This window comes from Myxococcus sp. MISCRS1 (genome assembly GCF_026626605.1).
In the GTDB taxonomy this organism is placed as follows: Bacteria; Myxococcota; Myxococcia; order Myxococcales; family Myxococcaceae; genus Myxococcus; species Myxococcus fulvus.
Map to the genome: position 1 here is coordinate 2785427 of NZ_JAPNKB010000001.1, position 18094 is coordinate 2803520.

An 18094-nucleotide genomic window follows, 5' to 3' on the forward strand; every position below is an offset into this window, starting at 1 on the left:
CCTCAGGAATCCGTTGCCAGGTCCGCGAGCGCCAGACGGGCCAGCTCCGCGTCGGAGAGTGCGTCGAGGCTCACCTCGAGCTCGCCCTCGCCCGGCACCTCACGCGCCGGGGCGGGCTTCCTCTCGTCGTTGAACTTCAAGACAGCCTCGATGAGGTGGTCGGCGAGGAAGTCCACATTGGGGTGGTTCATCGCGATGGTCGAAGGCAGCGAGTGCCCCAGCCCGTCCTGCAGGGCGTTGCGCAGCTCGATGGCCATCAGCGAGTCCATGCCCAGGTCCGTGAAGCCCTGGCCCCAATCGACTCCTCCCGCCACGTCCAGGCGGAGCACGCGCCCCACCGCCTCCTGGAGCCTGCGGACGAGCACCTCCCGCCGCTCGTGTGGCAGCGCGCCCTGCAGCTCCGCCAACCACTGCTTCTTCGTCGTCGCCACGGCCGCGCGAGACTCTTCCTTCCGCGCCGGCGCCACCGCCGCGTAGAAGCCCGAGCGCCCCAGTCGTCCGAGGCCCTCCAGGTACGCCGGCCACCGGATGTGCATGAGCCCGAGCTGCGCCTGCGAGTGCCCCAGCGCCTTGCCCAACAGCTCCAGGCCCTGCGCCGTCGGCAGCGCGCGGATGCCCCGGCGCTCCAACGCCTTGGCCACCTGCGCGTCCGTGGCCATGCCCACCTCGGCCCACGGGCCCCAGTCCAGCGACAGCGCGGGCAACCCGCGGGAACGACGGACGTGCGCCAGCGCATCGAGGAAGGCGTTCGCCGCCGCGTAGCCACTCTGTCCCGGAGAGCCGAGCAGCGCCGCGGCCGACGAGAAGAGGACGAAGTGCTCCAGCGGCCGGGTCTCCGTGAGGCGGTGGAGGTTCCACGCACCCGCCACCTTGGGCGCCATCACCCGCTCGAAGCGCTGGGCGTCCTGCTGCACCAGTGCTCCGTCCTCGACGATGCCCGCCGCGTGGAAGATGCCGAGCAGCGGCACCGCCCCCGCGTCGATGCGCGCCAGCAGCGCCGCGACGTCCGCCTCACGCGCCACATCCGCCGAGGCCACCGTGACGCTCGCCCCCGCCTGCTCCAGCTCCGCGAGCACCGTGCGAGCCTCCGCCGTGGGCTCACGTCGTCCCACGAGGACCAGGTGACGCGCGCCGTGCTCCACCAGCCACCGCGCCATCGACAGACCGAGCGCGCCCAGTCCACCCGTAATCAGGTACGTGCCGTCCGCGCGGAAGGAGGTGACCTCCGCGCCACCCTTCGCCCGTTGGAGCTGGGGACGCAGGCGCCGCTCCCGACGGAGGGCCACCTCGACTCCCGGCGTGTCGCTGGAGCGCAGCAGCTCGGTGAGCAGCGAGGACACGCTGCCCTTCACGTCCCGAGGGTCCAGGTCGATGCGGCCGCAGCGCAGCTCACCGTGCTCCAGGTCGATGACCCGGCCCAGGCCCCACAGGGACGCCTGCACGGGCGAGGACACCGCCACGCCATCGGCGGGCTGCGCGCCCTGCGTGACGAGCCACAGCGGCGACTGCGTGCCGCTGGCCACGAGCGCCTGCGTCAGGTGCAGCGCTCCCGCCGTGGCCTGGAGCGTCGCCTGATGCAGGGCCTCGGCGGACCGAGTCTCCTCGGAGGAGGTCTGGTCCAGGCCCCACAGGTAGACAGCGCCCGCGCACGAGGCTCCATTCAGGGCCTCGCGCAGCAGTCGGGTGAAGTCGGCCGGAGCGCTCGCGTCGACCTCGAAGCGCTTCGGGGCCGTGTTCCGGAATCCAGCGCCAGGACGCACGCGGATGACGGAGGCTCCGCGCTCCTCCAGCCGCGTGGCCAGCTGCTCGCCGACGCCTTGCGCGTCCAGCAACAGCAGCCACGGGTGGGACTCGGCCTGGGGCAGCGGCGCGGGCGGCAGGGGCTCGGGGGTCCACGCCACCTCGTAGATGCGCTCCTCGGACTTCTTGTGCGTGCTGGCCTGGAGGACCTCACGGCTGGCGCGACGCGCGTGGAAGCCGAGAATCTCCGCCACCGGGCCGTGCTCGTCGAAGAGCTGCACGTCGCCGCTGAGGATTTCTTCCGTGATGGCCCGCTCGCCCGCGGTGGACTTCGCGTAGCACCACAGCGCGCCCTGCGGACGGCGGAAGAAGTTGAGCCTCGAGACACTGAACGGAATCGCCAGCGCGTCGGCCAGGCTCGTCGCGTCGCTCACCATCCAGTTGGCGAGCATCTGGAAGCACGAGTCGATGAGGCCCGGATACAGCTGGTAGTTGTCCGGGGAGTCCGGCAGCTCCGGCTGCTGCATCTGGCCGAACGCCTCGTCCTGGCTGCGCTGGAAGGGACCAATCCAGCGGAAGCTCGGGCCCAGCGTGTAGCCCATGGCTCGGAAGAACTTGTAGAAGTCGTCTCCCGAGCGCGACTCGGTGCAGCGCGCCAGCACGGCGTCACGCGCGGGCAGCGTCCTCGGCGTGGACACCTGGGACGGGTCCACTCGCAGCTCACCGGTGCCGTGCAGCACCCAGTCACCAGACTCGCCCTGGGTCATCAGCTTGAGGGAGTAGCCCTCCGCGTGCGGCGAGAAGATGAGCTGGAGCGGGCGCAGCTCGTCGTCCGCGAGCACCAGCGCCTGGTGGAAGGTGAGGTTCTCCAGCGTGCAGGCCTGGGGACCGAAGGTCTCCACGACGGCCGAGAGGACCATCGAGAGGTGAGAGGCCGCCGGCGTGACGACCGTGCCGTAGAGACGGTGGTCATCGAGGTACGCCGGACGGAACGCCCCGAGCGTCGTGCTGTAGATGATGTCGTCGAACGCGGGTGAGTACAGCCGGGTCCCGAGGTGCGGCTTGATGGTTCGAGCCTCACGCGGCGCGAGCAGCGCGCTCTGTCCCCGCGGCTCGCGGGTCCACCAGTAGCGCTGACGTTGGAACGGGTAGGTGGGCAGGGACACGGTGCGGCGCGCGTACGGCTTCTCGTACTCGCTCCACGCCACCTCCACTCCCTTCACGTACAGCGCCCCCAGCGCCTCCAGCGCCGTCTCCCACTCCCCCTTCCCCTTCCTCAGACTCGCCACCCACTCCAGCCCCTCCTCCTCCAGCGTCTGCCTCCCCATCCCCACCAACACCGGCGCGGGGCCTACCTCCAGGAAGATTCCCACCCCCTCCTTCCTCAGCGCCTCCATCCCCTCCGCGAAGCGCACCGCCTCCCTCACGTGCGTGCGCCAGTACTTCGCGCTCGCCACCTCCGCCCCCGCCTTCTTCCCGCTCACATTCGAAATCAGCACCCGCTTCGGTGCTTCCAGCTTCACCGCACCCACCCGCGCCTCGAAGGCGTCCAGCATCGGCTCCATCTGCGGCGAGTGGAACGCGTGCGACACCTTCAGCTTCTTCGTCTTCGCGCCCTTCTCCCCCAGCCGACGCTCCGCCTCCTTCACTCCCTCCTTCAACCCCGCCACCACCCACTGCTTCGGCCCGTTTCGCGCCGCAATCGAGACGCTCGCCTCCAGCCCCTTCACCGCCTCCGCAATCCACTCCTCCGGTGCCTCCACCGCCACCATCTCCCCTTCCCCGCCCAGCGCCTGCATCAGCCGGCCTCGCTCCGCCACCAGCTTCAGCGCGTCCTCCATCCCCATCACTCCCGCCACCACCGCCGCCACGTACTCACCCACGCTGTGCCCCAGCACCGCGTCCGCCTCCACTCCCCAACTCCTCCACATCCTCCACAGCGCGTACTCCACCGCGAACAGCGCCGGCTGCGTGTACCTCGTCTCGTCCAGCTCGCTGCCCTGGCCGAACATCACCTCCAGCAGCGGCTTCTCCAGCACCCCCTCCAGCACCTTCGCGCACTCTTCCAGCGCTTCCTTGAAGGCCGGCTGCGTCCGGTACAGCTCCTCTCCCATCCCCACGTACTGGCTTCCCTGGCCCGTGAAGAGGAAGGCCACCTTCCTCTTCTCCTTCCCCACCGCCTGGCCCTTCACCACTCCGGCCACGGCTTCGCCCGCCACCGTGCGTTCCAGCTTCGTCTTCAGCTCCTCCGCTGAAGCACCCACCACCGCGAGCCTCTGCTCCAGGTGCGTCCTTCCCACCGACGCCGTGAAGCACACGTCTCCCACCGCGGCCTCGCCCAGCGCTCCCGCGTACTGCTTCGCCTGCTCCTCCAGCGCGCTCGCGCTCCTCGCACTCAGCACCAGCACGTGCTTCGGGCGTTCCTGGAACGCGGGCAGCTCACGCGGAGCCGGAGCCTCCTCGAGGACCACGTGCGCGTTGGTTCCGCTGAAGCCGAACGAGCTGACACCGGCCAGACGGCGTCCCTGCTTCGGGTCCCACTGCGTCAGCTTCGTCGGCACCTCCACCGCCATCTGGTCCCAGCCGATGTGCGGGTTCGGCGTCTTGAAGTGCAGGTGCGGCGGCAACTGCTTGTTCTTCAGCGACAGCACCACCTTCATCACCGCCGCCACTCCCGCCGCCGACTCCAGGTGCCCCAGGTTCGTCTTCGCCGAGCCCAGCCACAGCGACTCCCCGCTCCGTCCCTCCCCCAGCGCTCCCCACATCGCGTCCACTTCAATCGGGTCTCCCAGCGACGTCCCTGTCCCGTGCGCCTCCAGGTAGCTGACCTCCGTCGCCTTCACCCCTCCGTTCTCCAGCGCCTGCCGAATCACCGCCTGCTGCGCCATCCCGTTCGGCACCGTCAGCCCGCTGCTCGGACCGTCGTGGTTCACCGCCGTCCCGCGAATCACCGCCAGCACTTCGTTCCCGTCCGCAATCGCGTCCGACAGCCGCTTCAGCACCAGCACGCCGCAGCCCTCGCCGCGCGCGAACCCGTCGGCCGAGGCGTCGAACGTCTTGCACCGACCCTCCGGCGAGAGCATGTGCGCCTTGCAGATGGACAGCGTGGCCTCGGGCGTGAGGATGAGGTTCACGCCGCCCGACAGCGCGAGCGTGGACTCACCGTTGCGCAGGCTCTGGCAGGCCAGGTGCAGCGCCACCAACGACGACGAGCACGCCGTGTCCACCGCCATGCTCGGACCGTGCAGCCCGAGCGCGAACGACAGGCGACCGGCGACCACGTTCAGCGAGGTGCCCGAGGCGAAGTACGCATCCACCGCCGCCGCATCCTGGTTGAGGATGACGCGCGAGTAGTCCGACGCGGTGACGCCCACGAAGACGCCCGTGTTCGTCTCTCGCAGAGAGTCCGCGTTGATGCCCGAGCGCTCCAGCGCCTCCCAGCCGACCTCCAGCAACAGTCGCTGCTGCGGGTCCATGCTCTCGGCCTCGCGCGGGGAGATGCCGAAGAACTGCGGCTCGAAGCCCGCCACGTCGCGCAGGAAGCCGCCCTTGCGCATGTACATCTTCCCCGGCGCCTCCGGGTCCAAGTCGAACAGCGCATCCACATCCCAGCGGTCCGCCGGCACCTCCATCGTCGCGTCCACGCCGTCGCGCAGCAGGCGCCAGTACGCCTCCGGCGTGTTCGCGTCCCCCGGGAAGCGGCAAGCCATGCCGATGATGGCGATGGGCTCGTCCGTGCGAGCGACGGCCTTGGGGGCCTCCGCGCGAGGCTTCTTCTCCTCCACGAGGCTCAGCAGGTGCTCGGTGAGCGCCTGCACATTGGGATGATTGAAGGCCAGCGTCGCCGGCAACGACTGCCCCACCACGCGCTGGAGCCGCTCCTTCAGCTCCACCGCCATCAGCGAGTCCATCCCCAGGTCCGCGAAGCCGCGTCCCGCGGGAATCGGCCGCTTCGGGTCCAGCCCGAGTACCCCCGCGACCTGCTGGCGCACCGCCGCCTCCAGCTCGTCCCGCCCCAGCATGGGCGCGGTGGGCGCCATCGGCGCGGCGGCGGTCTCCACGGCCTTCGTCCCCAGCGCCGCCAGGAACGGCCGAGGACCACGGGCTTCATAGATGGGCTTGAAGCGCTCCCACCGCACGCGCGCCACCGTGGCCTGCGTGACGTCCGCGCCGAGCAGCCGCTCGAACCACGCGACCCCCTCCTCGGTCTCCAGGGAGTCCACGCCCATGTTCGCGAGCCACCGCTGCGCATCCGGCGACGCCATGCCCCGGCCCGCCCACGGGCCCCAGTTGATGCTCGTCGCGACAAGCCCCTGTGCGCGCCGGTGCTGCGCGAGCGCATCCAGGAACGCGTTGCCCGCCGCGTAGTGTCCGGAGCCCACCGAGCCCCAGACCGCGGAGATGGACGAGAAGAGGACGAAGAAGTCCAGCGAGTCCCCTTGCGTCAGCACATGCAGATGCCACGCGCCCTCGACCTTCGGCGCCAGCACGGCATCGAGCGCGGAGGCATCCAGCTCCCGCAGCCGCGCGTGCGTGGAGACACCCGCCGCGTGGACCACGCCCTTGAGCGCGGGCATCGTCGCGCGCACGTTCTCCAGCAGCGCCACCATCTGCTCACGACGGGAGACGTCCGCGCGCGCGAGCACCACCGTCGCTCCCGCGGCCTCCATCTCCCTCACCGCCGCGATGCGCACGGCCACGTCACCACCACGAGCCTCCAGGGCCTCCCACTCGGAGCGCTCGGGGAAGGCGCTGCGCGCCGTGAGCACCAGGTGCCGCGCACCCTGCTTCACCATCCAGCGCGCCACCTGCAGGCCGAGCTCTCCCTGGCCGCCCGTGACGAGGTACGTCGCCGCCGAGGCCAGCGTCGTGGCCTTCGCCGCGGGGAGCGGCTTCGACTCCAGCCGGGGGACGAACCGACGCCCGTTCCGGAGCGCGACCTGCTCCTCGCCCTCACCCGCACCGCGCATGAGGACGTCCGCCAGCGGCTCGCCCTCCGCCTTCTCCACGTCCACCAGCCCGCCCCAGCGCTCCGGATGCTCCAGCGCCGCCACGCGGCCCAGGCCCCACAAGAGCGCCTGCGACGGGTCGACCTCCGAGGACTCCACCGCGCAGGCCCCGCGCGTCACCACCCACAGTCGGCCAGTCAGCTCCGACGAGGACTCGAGCGCCCGCAGCGCGGAGACCACGCTGATGCAGCGCTCCCGGGTGCTGGTCCTCAGCGCGCCCGGCGACTCCACGCCCGACGCATCCAGGCCCCACAAGTGCACCACGCCCGCGCGCGGCAGGTTCGCCGGGAAGGCCTCCTTCCACAGCTTCGCCAGCGCCACGCCGTCCGCGGGGTCCACGGCCAGGGCCCCCGGAGCGGAGGCGGCCCCCGCGTAGACCTTCACGTGCGGAACGCCCTGCTGCTCGAAGCGCGCGGCCAGCGCCTCACCCACGCCGCCCTGGTCGCACAGCAGCATCCAGGCACCCGGGACGCCCTGCCCGCTCGCCGTCGACTCCTCCCAACGCACCTGGAAGAGCGAGCCCGCGTCCAGCTCCGTCACCGCGCCGTGCACCGGGGCGCTTTCGGAGCGCCCCGTCGCGAGGCGAGGCGCCTCCGACGGCCAGTGACGCAGACGGCGCCACGGGTAGGTGGGCAGGGCCACCTTCTGTCGCGAGGGCTCCGCGTCCACCGCGCGCCAGTTCACATCCTGGCCCCGGAGGAACAGCCGTCCCAGCGCGCCGAGCAGCTGCTCCGCGTCGGGACGCCCCTTGCGCAGCGAGGCAATCCAAGCCGGCTGCTCTCCCAGACACGCGCGGCCCAGGCCCAGCAGCGTGGCCGTGGGCCCCACCTCGACGAACACGTCGATGCCCAGCTCGCGCAGCGACTCCATGCCCTCCTGGAAGCGCACGGCCTCACGCGCATGACGACGCCAGTACCCCGGCGCCCCCAGCTCGCCAGCGCCCACGGGCCGGCCCGTCACGTTCGACACGAGGGGAATCGTCCCCGGCAGCACCTTGACGCGAGCCGCCTGGGACTCCAGCGCCTCCAGCATCGGGTCCATCAGCGGCGAGTGGAACGCGTGCGAGACGACGAGCGCCTTGGTGCGCACGCCCTTCGCCTGGAGCTCCTGGTCCAGCCGCGCAATCACCTCTCCCGCGCCGGACAACACCACCTGGCCAGGAGCGTTCAGGCAGGCCAGCGACACCTGGCCCCGGTGCGGCTCCAGCAGCGGCTGCACCTGGGCCTCGGTGGCGAAGACGCTGAGCATCGCGCCTCCCGAGGGCAGCGCCTGCATCAGCCGGCCGCGCTCCGCGATGAGCGCGAGGCCATCCTCCAGGGACAGGTGGCCCGCGACGACGGCGGCGGCGAACTCGCCCACGCTGTGGCCCATCACCGCGTGCGGCACCACGCCCCAGCTCTTCCACACCTGCGCCAGCGCGTACTCCAGCGCGAACAGCGCCGGCTGGCTGTACTCCGTCTGGTCGATGGGCGACGTCGCGCCCTCCGCCGGGGAGAGCACCGACAGCAGCTCCATGCGGGGCTTCAGCAGCGCGGCGCACCGGTCCAGCGCCTCACGGAACACGGGCGACGTCGCGTACAGCTCGCGGCCCATGCCCACGTACTGGCTGCCCTGCCCCGTGAACAGGAAGGCCACCCGCGGGGCCTGGGGCGCGGCCTCCGCCGAGGCCACGGCGTCCGAGACGTCCCCCTTCGCGAAGCCCTGCAGCGCCTCCGCCAGCGCCTGCGTCGAGCCGCCCACCACCGCCAGACGGTGAGCAAAGCGTGCTCGCGTGGTGTTCGCGGTGAAGCACACGTCCGCCGCGTCCAGCTCCGGGTGCGCGGACAGGTGGCTCGCGTACTGACGGACCTGCTCGGCGAGCGCGTCCTCCGACTTCGCCGTCAGGAGCAGCAGGTTCGAGGGGGGCCGGCTCGGCGCCGCCGAAGGCACCGCGCGCACGGGCGCCTCCTCCAGCACGACGTGCGCGTTGGTCCCGCTCATGCCGAACGAGCTGACGCCCGCGAGCCTCGGCTTCTGCGAGCGGGCCCACGGCAGCGCGCTCTCCGCCGGGATGACGAAGGCCGTGCCGTCCATGCGGATGCGCGGGTTGAGCCGGGTGAAGTTCAGGTGCTTGGGGATGCGCTCGTTGCGCATCGACAGCACCACCTTCATCAGGCCCGCGATGCCCGCCGCGGACTCCAGGTGGCCCATGTTCGTCTTCACGGACGCCAGCGCGCACTGGCTCCCATCCGCCCTCGGCGCGCCCACCACGTCGGCCAGGGCCTCCACCTCGATGGGGTCACCCAGCGACGTGCCCGTGCCGTGCGCCTCGATGTAGCCGATGGCCGAGGGCTCCACGCGCGCGTTCGCCAGCGCCTGGCGCAGGAGCGCCTGCTGCGCGAGCACGTTCGGCGCCGTCAGCCCCGTCGAGCGGCCATCCTGGTTGATGGCCGAGCCCCGCACCACGGCGAGGATGGTGTCCCCGTCCGCCTGCGCGTCCGACAGGCGCTTGAGCACGATGACGCCGCAGCCCTCACCGCGCACGAAGCCGTTGGCCCACGCATCGAAGGTGCTGCACCGCCCGTTCGGAGACAGCGACTGCGTGCGGGCAATCATCTCCGTGCTGAGCGAGTCCAGGATGAGGTTGACGCCGCCCGCGAGCGCCAGGTTGCACTCGCCCAGCCGCAGGCTCTGACAGGCCAGATGCACCGCGACGAGCGACGACGAGCACGCCGTGTCCACCGCGAGGCTCGGCCCCTGGAGGCCCAGCACGTAGGAGATGCGACCGGGCGGGAAGCAGTGCCCGTTGCCCGTGATGTAGTACGCGTCGAGCTGGTCCGCGCCCATGGGCAGCACGCGCTCGTAGTCGTTGCCGGTGATGCCCACGAAGACGCCCGTGGACGAGCCCAGGAGCTTCTCCGGGTTCTGCCCCGCGTCCTCCAGCGCCTCCCAGCTCACCTCCAGCAGGAGCCGCTGCTGCGGGTCCAGGCTCGCCGCCTCGCGCGGGGAGATGCCGAAGAAGTCCGCGTCGAAGCCGTCCACCTCGTCCAGGTACCCGCCCCAGCGCGGCGTTCCCGTGTCGGCGCCCGTGCGGCGCGACGCCGGCTCACGGCGCACGGCGTCCCGGCCCTCATCGAGCAGCTTCCAGTAGGCCTCGGGCGAGTCCGCGCCCCCCGGGAAGCGGCACCCCATGCCGACGATGGCGATGGGCTCGGTGCGCGCCTTCTCGAGCGTGTCGAGCTTCGCCTGCACCTTCTGCATCGCGAGCACGGCGCGAGCCATGCGCTGCTTCAGTTCGTTCTCCTTGGTCGCGTCACTCACGATTCGTTCTCCAGCGCGGTCAGCGCATCGTCGAAGAGGTCCAGCAGGTGCTCATCCGAGAGGGCCGCGAGCTCCGCGGCGGACTCGTCGGGTGGACGCTCCTGGTTCGCCTTCGACGGCGAAGGGGTTGAGGGCTCGCGCACCGGCGCGAGCTCGAGTCTTTCGAGCAGGTGGACGCTCAGCGCGCCGAGCGTGGAGTGCGTCCACAGGAGCGTCGCGGAGAGCTTGAGCCCCAGGGACGCCTCGACACGGTTGCGAAGCTCCAGGCTCATCAGCGAGTCCAGGCCCAGCGCCCGGAACGGGTCCGCCCGGCCCACGCGCGAGGGCTCCAGCCGCAGCACCTGGGCAATCCGCTCGCGCAGGTGTGATTCCAACAGCTCCAGGCGCGCGCCCGGCTCCGCCTGCTTCAGCGTGCCCAGGAAGTCCGAGCCGGGACGGGCCACCTCACCGCGTCCCTCCGCGCTCAGCTCGGACCAGACGCGCAGCGGCGCCACGGACGGGAAGAACTCCAGCCACTGGCGCACGTCCAGGCGCACCGCGGCGGCCTGCGTGGCGCCCTCGTCGAGCAGCCGCTGGAGCAGCTCCTCTCCTTCACGTGCGACGAAGCTCGCCATGCCCTGGTACGCCAGGCGCTCGCCACGGTTGGACTGCGCGGCGGCCAGGCCCACGTCGGAGAACGGACCCCAGTTGACGCTCGTCGCGGGCAGCCCCACCGCGCGCCGGTGATGCGCCAGCGAGTCCATCGCCGCGTTCGCCGCCGCGTAGTTGCCCTGGCCCGGCAGGCCCAGCAGCGACGCCACGGACGAATAGAGGACGAAGAAGTCCAGGACCTCGCCTCGCGTCAGCTCGTGCAGGTTCCACGCGCCACGCACCTTGGGCGCCATCACCGTGCGCAGGTGCGACGGCGTCAGTCGCGCCAGGGTGGCGTCCTCCAGCACGCCCGCGCAGTGCAGCACGCCGCGCAGGGGCGGCAGCGCTCCGTCACGCGTCCTGGCCAGCGCGTCGCGCAGCTGCTCCGCGTCCGCGACGTCGGCCTGGGCCACGACGACTCGCGCGCCCTGCGTCTCCAGCTCCGTCAGCGTCTTGCGCGCGGTCTCCGACGGAGACGAGCGGCCCATCAGGAGCAGGTTCCGCGCGCCGTGCTCCACCAGCCACTTCGCCGCGGAGAGGCCCAGTCCGCCCAGACCACCCGTCACCAGATACGTGCCGTCCGCTCGCACGCGGAAGCCCGAGCGCGCGGGGGCCACCTTCAGCGCGGGGTCCTCCATGCCGATGACGAGCTTGCCAGTGTGCCGACCCTGCGCCATCTCGCGGAAGGCGTCCGCCACCCGCGAGACAGGGAAGCGCTGGTACGGCAGCGGCCGCAGCGCGCCCGACTCCACCTGCTCCATCACCTCCCGGAGCAGCCGCGCGAACAACACGGGCTTGCGCTCCTGGAGTCCCGCCAGGTCGATGGCCGTGTACGAGATGCTCTTGCGGAACGGCGTGAGCTCCAGCGCCCGGCCGTCGTAGATGTCGCGCTTGCCGACCTCCAGGAAGCGCCCCTCCGGACCGAGCAGCTCCAGGCCGCGCGGAATCGCGTCACCGGAGAGCGAGTTGAGCACCACGTCCACGCCCTCGCCGTTCGTCAGGCGCTTCACCTCGTCGGCGAAGGCCAGCGTGCGCGAGTCCATGACATGGGCGATGCCGAGGGTGCGCAGGAACTCGCGCTTCTCGGGCGTGCCCGCGGTGGCGAAGATTTCAGCGCCCCGGGCCTGGGCCACCTGCACCGCCGCGAGTCCCAGTCCGCCCGCCGCGGAGTGGATGAGGACTCGCTCCCCCTTCTGGAGCCGCCCCAGGTGCTCCAGCGCGTACCACGCCGTCATGAAGACGAGCGGCACGGTGGACACGTCCTCGGCGCTCATGCCCTCGGGGCACGGGCGCACGAAGCGCGCGTCCGCGATGACGTGCGAGCCCAGGCTGCCTCCGGCCACCGCCACCACGCGCTGTCCGACAGAGAGCCCCGTGACGCCCTCACCCACGGACACCACGCGGCCCGCGCACTCACCGCCCAGCGAGACGGGCCCGGGAGGCAGGCCCGGGTAGATGCCCATCGCCTTCATCACGTCGATGAAGTTGAGGGCCGCCGCCTCCACCTGGACCTCGACCTCGCCCTGGCCAGGACGACGTCGCTCGGCCACCCGCGCCACCAGCCGGTCCAGCACACCGGGCGTGGGAATCTCCACCCGGAAGGCCCGCCCCTCGACGGGGAGCCTCGGCTCGGCGGACTCACGCGACGCATCCACCGGGAGACGCCGCGCCAGTCGCGCCGCGTGCCGTCCCTGGGTACGCAGCGCGACCTGCTCGTCCTTCGCGCCCGCGAGCACCTCCTCCGCCAGCAGCGAGGCCGCCGCGTCCGGGGACAGCGCCTCGACATCGACACAGGTGCACCGCAGCTCCGGGTGCTCGTGCGACACCACGCGGCCCAGGCCCCACAGCGAGCCCTGCACCGCGTTCACCCGGGGCTCTCCGCCCACGGCCTGCGCGCCCTTCGTCACGAGCCACAGCCGGGGCGCGGTCCGCCACCCCGCGCGGGTCAACTCCTGCACCAGATGCAGCGCGCCGCCGCACAGCCGCTCGGCCTCGTCGCTCGCGCGGGCTCCGGACACCTCCACCTCGGAGGCCTCGAGCGCCCACAGGTACACCACGCCTCCGCACGACTCGCCCTCGGAGAAGGCCTCGGTCAGCAGTCGTTGGAAGTGCTCGCGCGAACCGGGGGCCACCGCGAAGTGCCGGGCGCCGAGCTTGCGGAACTCCGCCCCCGCCTCGACCTTCACGCACGTGCCGCCCCGCGCTTCGAGCTGGCTCACGAGCGCGGCGCCATGCCCCTGGCCATCCATCAGCACGAGCCACGGCGCCTCGGCGGACGGCGACGTCGCGGGCGCGTCCACGCGGTGCCACGCCATCTCGAACAGCGCCCGGTCCTGGGCCACCAGACGCGCGTCCCGCTGTCCCGCCAGGGGCGCCAGCACCATGCCGCGCACCTCGGCGACCGGCAGGCCCTCCGCATCGAGGAGCCACACGTCTCCCTGCCGAATCGTCTCCCCTGCCGCGGGCTCCGACAGGCGAGCGTGTGCCCAACGCACCGGCGTGCCCGCGCGACTCACCGCGAAGCGGCGCACGCGCACCGGGACGTGGGTGCCACCGCCCGACGGGAACGCCTCCAGGAGCACCTGCAGGCTCGCGTCGAGCATCGCCGGGTGCAGCCCTCGCACGGCGCCCAGCGCCTCGGGCACCTCCAGCCGCCCCAGCGCCTCACCGTCGCGACGCCACACCTCGCGCAGCCCCTGGAACGTCGGGCCGTAGCTCAGACCGCGCTCCTCCATCTCGCCGTAGTGCGCGGAGCCCTCGCGGACCTGCGTGCACCGACGTCGCACCTCGTCCAGCGACACAGCGGATGGCGTGGCCTCCATGGCCAGCGGTCTCACGGTGCCGGACGCGTGCACCGTCCACACCTCCGCGCTCTCGCCCGACACGGGCACGAAGCTGGAGACCTTGAACGACGCGCCCTGCGCCGACTCCGACGTCAGCACGAGCTGGGTCGGCCGCGAGCCCTCCTCGGGCAGCGCCAGCGCCTCGTCGATGCGCACGTCCTCCAGGGCCCACGTCCCCTCGCCCAGTCCCTCGCGCGCCGCGGCCAGCGCCCAGTCCAGATAGGCCGCCGCCGGGAGCACCACGGTGCCCTGCACGCGGTGGTCCTTCAGGTACGGCAGCTTCTCCACCGCCACATCCACGTCCCAGAACCGCGCCCCGGGCCGGAGCGAGGAGCGGCGCGACACCCCGAGCACCGCGTGTCCCTGTCCCGCGCTCCTCGAAGCCCCCGCCGCGCCCGGCTGGAACCAGTACCGGTCCCGCTGCCACGGGTACGTGGGCAGCGACACCTGACGGCCCTCCGCGGGTGTCACCGCGCGCCAGGAGACCTCGCGCCCCTCGGTGTAGAGGCGGCCGAGCGACTCCAGCATCACCACCCGCTCGGGCTGCTCGCGCCGCAAGGACGGCAGCACCGTGCCCGGCTTGCCCAGGTGCGCGAGCGTCTGCTCGATGGAGGGCAGCAGCACCGGGTGCGCGCTCACCTCGACGAACAGCCCGTGGCCCGCGGCCACCAGGGACTCCACCACCTGCGACAGCAGCACCGGCTCTCTCAGGTTGCGCACCCAGTACGCGGGCGTCAGCTCCGTCCCCTCCGCCACGCGCCCGAGCACCGTCGAGTGCAGCGCCACCTCGCTCGCGCGCGGGGAGAGCCCGTCGAGCAGCGCCAACAGCTCCGCGCGCAGCGGCTCCATCTGCGGGCTGTGCGAGGCCACGTTGACCTTCACCGGCCGGCAGAAGACCTGACGCTGCGTCAGCGTCTCCAACACCTGCTGGAGCGCCTGGGGGTCTCCGGAGAGCACCGTGGAGCGAGGGCTGTTGCTCGCGGCCACCGAGAGCCGGTCCTCCACGCCGCGCAGCACCTCGCGCGCCTCGTCGAGCGACAGCTCCGTCACCGCCATGGCGCCCTGGCCGCTGGTGCGAAGGAGCAGCCGGCTGCGGCGGCAGATGATGCGCGCCGCGTCCTCCAGCGTCAGGGCGCCGGCCACGTGCGCCGCGGCCACCTCGCCCATGCTGTGCCCCACCACCGCGTCCGGGGTGATGCCCCACGAGCGCCACAGCCGCGCGAGCCCCACCTGCATGGAGAAGAGCGCTGGCTGCACCACGTCGATGCGCTCCAGCCAGCCCGCATCGCTCGACGCCAGCACCTCGAGCAGCGACCAGTCCACGAAGGCCTTCAGCGCCGCGTCGCAGTCCTCCATCGCCGCGCGGAAGACGGGCTCGCTCCGGAGCAGCTCACGCCCCATGCCCACCCACTGGGAGCCCTGGCCGGGGAACACGAACACCACGGGCGTCCGCGAGGACGCGGGCCCCTGTCCCACCACGAGCCCCGGACGCGGCTCCTGCCGCAGGAAGGCCTCCAGTCCCTCGCGCGCGCCCGCCAGGTCCCTCGCCACGAGCGCCAGTCGCTGGTCCAGCGGGGAGCGGTGCAGCGCCAGCGTCGCGGCGATATCCGCGAGCGACGTCGACGACGCGGGGTCGCAATGCGGCACCAGCGAGCGCGCCAGGTCCGTCAGCGCCCGCGGCGTCCGGGCGGACAACGGCAGCAGCACCGCGCCGTCCACCGTCGGCGTCCCCGGCCAGCAGACCGACACGCCCCAGGCGTACAGCGCGCCCAGCGCATCCAGCAGGCCCCCGCGCGCGTCGTCGCGCCGCATCGAGGCCACCGTCAGCGCCTTCCGCTCCGTCCGGGCCAGCGCCTGCTCGAGCGAGCGACGCATCACCGGGTGCGCGCTCAGCTCCACGAAGGTGTCGATGCCCTCCGCCGCCAGCTTCTCCACCGCCTGCGTGAAGCGCACCGGCTGACGGAGGTTGCGGCTCCAGTAGGACGCCTCCAGCGACGCGCCCTCCAGGTCCTCTCCCGTCACCGTGGACACCCAGCGCGGAGCGCTCATCCGGGGCTTCATCCGCGCGAAGGCCGCGTCCAGGTCCTCTCGGATGGCGTCCATCTCCGGGCTGTGCGCGGCCACGTTGACGGGGATGCGCGAGCAGAACACGCCGTGCGAGGACAGGTCCGCGAGCAGCGCGTCGAGCGCCCCCGCCTCACCGGACACCACCGTCGTCGACGGGTCGTTGAAGCCCGCCACCACCACCCGCCCCTCCAGGGGCGTCAGCAGCACCTCCACCTCGACGCCCGGCAGGCCCACCAGCGCCATGCCGCTGCGGCCCGCGGTGCGCTGCTGCAACCGGCTGTAGTGGTGCACCAGCCAGACGGAGTCCTCGGTGCCGAGCGCGCCGGTGATGCAGGCGGCCACCACCTCGCCCAGGCTGTGGCCCACCACCACCTCCGGCTCCACGCCCCACGAGCGCCACAAGGCCGCGAGCCCCACCTGCACCGCGAAGAGCAGCGGCTGCACCACGTCCGCGTCCTCGGCGCGCGGATGCGGCGTCACCAGCGCCTCCACCAGCGACCAGCCCGCCAGGGGCCGGAAGGCCGCGTCCAGCGCCTCCACCTTCGCGCGGAACACCGGCTCGCGGTGCAGCAGCTCGCGTCCCATGCCGTCCCACTGGGAGCCCTGGGGCGTGCACACGAAGGCGATGCGCGGCGAAGGCCGCTCCCCCCTGCCCACCACCAGCCCGACGCGCTCCTGTCCCGCCAGGAAGGCCCGGGCCTCTTCCACGAGCTCGGCGCGCGAGCGGGCCGTGAAGGCCACCCGGTGCGAGCCCTCGCCCACGTCGCGCGCCCACGGCTGGCACAGCTCCGCCAGCGTCTCGAGGGACGCGGCGTCAGACGCGCGGGCCGCCACCTGCTCGACCTCGGCGCGCAGGCTCGCCGCATCCGACGCCGCCAGCGGCAGGAGCTCCGCGCGCGAGCCCGGGGCCTCCTCCAGCACCAGGTGACAGTTCGTCCCGCCCCACCCGAAGGCGCTCACGCCCGCGAGCGCCTTCTCGTCCTCCGCGGGCCAGGGCGACAGCCGCTCGGGGACCTTCAGGCGCAGCGTCCCGAAGTCGATGAGCGGATTGGGCGCGTCGAAGTGCAGGTTGGGCGGCACGCGGCGGTGCGACAGCGCCAGCACCACCTTGAGCAGACCGGCGATGCCCGCCGCGCCCTCCAGGTGACCGATGTTCGTCTTCACCGAGCCGATGAGCAGCGCGCGCTCCGCGTCCCGCCCCTCGCCCAGCACCGTGCCCAGGGCCCCCGCCTCGATGGGGTCGCCCAGGGCCGTGCCGGGGCCGTGCGTCTCCACGTAGTGCACGCGGCTGGGCGTCACCCCGGCGCGCGCGTACGCGTCACGCAGCAGCGACTCCTGGGCCGCCGCGCTGGGCGCCGTCAGGCCGTTGCCGAAGCCGTTGTTGTTCACCGCGCCACCGCGGATGACGCAGTAGATGGGAACACCGGCCGCCTGCGCCGTCGACAGCGGCATCAGCGCCACCATGCCCGCGCCCTCGCCGCGCGCGAAGCCGTTGGCGTCCGCGGCGAAGGCCTTGCTCGCGCCATCCGGCGACAGCCCACCGAACTTGGTGAGCGCCACGCTGGTCTCCGGCGCGAGCAGCAGGTTGACGCCGCCCACCAGCGCCAGCCGGCACTCCCCCGCACGCAGGCTCTGACAGGCCAGGTGCGCGGCCACCAGCGACGACGAGCACGCCGTGTCCAGCGTGACGCTCGGCCCGCGCAGGCCCAGCGCGTAGGAGATGCGGTTGGCCACGATGTTGAGCGCCTGTCCCGTCGCGGTGTGCGGCGTGACGGCCGCGCACGCGTTCTGGTGCAGCACCGCGTAGTCGTGCCAGATGGCGCCCACGAAGACGCCGGTGCTCGAGTCACGCAGCCCCGTCGCCGGCACGCCCGCGTCCTCCAGCACCTCCCACGCCAGCTCCAGCATCAGCCGCTGCTGCGGGTCCATCTCCGCCGCCTCGCGCGGGGAGATGCCGAAGAAGAGCGGGTCGAAGCCCTGCACGCCGTCCACGAAGGACGCCCGGCGCGCCACCATCTTCCCCGGGGCCTGGAGCTCGGTGTCGTGGTACGCGTCGATGTCCCAGCGCTCCGCCGGCACCTCGCGCATGGCGTCGTAGCCCTCGCACAGCCGTCGCCAGAACGAGGCCACGTCCGGCGCACCCGGCATGCGGCACGCAAGGCCCACCACCGCGATGGGCTCATCCACCGGACGCGAGGCCGACGTCGTCGCCACCGGCCGGGCCTCCGGCTCCGCGCGGCCCGACAGCGCCGCCGCCAGCGCGTGAATCGACGGGTGCCGCCAGAACAGCAGGGGCGACACGGGGCGGCCCAGCACGCCGGACAGCTCCGTCATCAAGGCCACGACCTTCACGGAGTCCAGCCCGTAGCGGCTCAGCCGCTCCTGGGGGTCCAGCGTCTCCAGGCCCAGCAGCGCGGTGATTCGCGCGACGAGCCACGCCTGGATGGCCTGCTCCGACATCGAACTTTCAGCCGTCATCTCCACGCCTCTTCCGCCCACGCCGGG

2 protein-coding genes are annotated in these 18094 nt (G+C 72.5%); both read right to left on the minus strand.

The window, feature by feature from the left end; translation table 11 throughout:
- Positions 1-2 precede the first annotated feature (2 nt).
- Positions 3-10049 (minus strand): type I polyketide synthase, encoded by a 10047-nt coding sequence (locus OWM54_RS10655; RefSeq protein WP_267697419.1) that lies wholly within the window; start codon positions 10047-10049, stop codon positions 3-5.
- Positions 10046-18067: a type I polyketide synthase gene (locus tag OWM54_RS10660; protein WP_267697420.1), complete on the minus strand. Its 8022-nt coding sequence runs from the start codon at positions 18065-18067 to the stop codon at positions 10046-10048. The genes OWM54_RS10655 and OWM54_RS10660 overlap by 4 nt, the downstream gene beginning before the upstream one ends.
- Between the last annotated feature and the right edge of the window lie 27 nt (positions 18068-18094).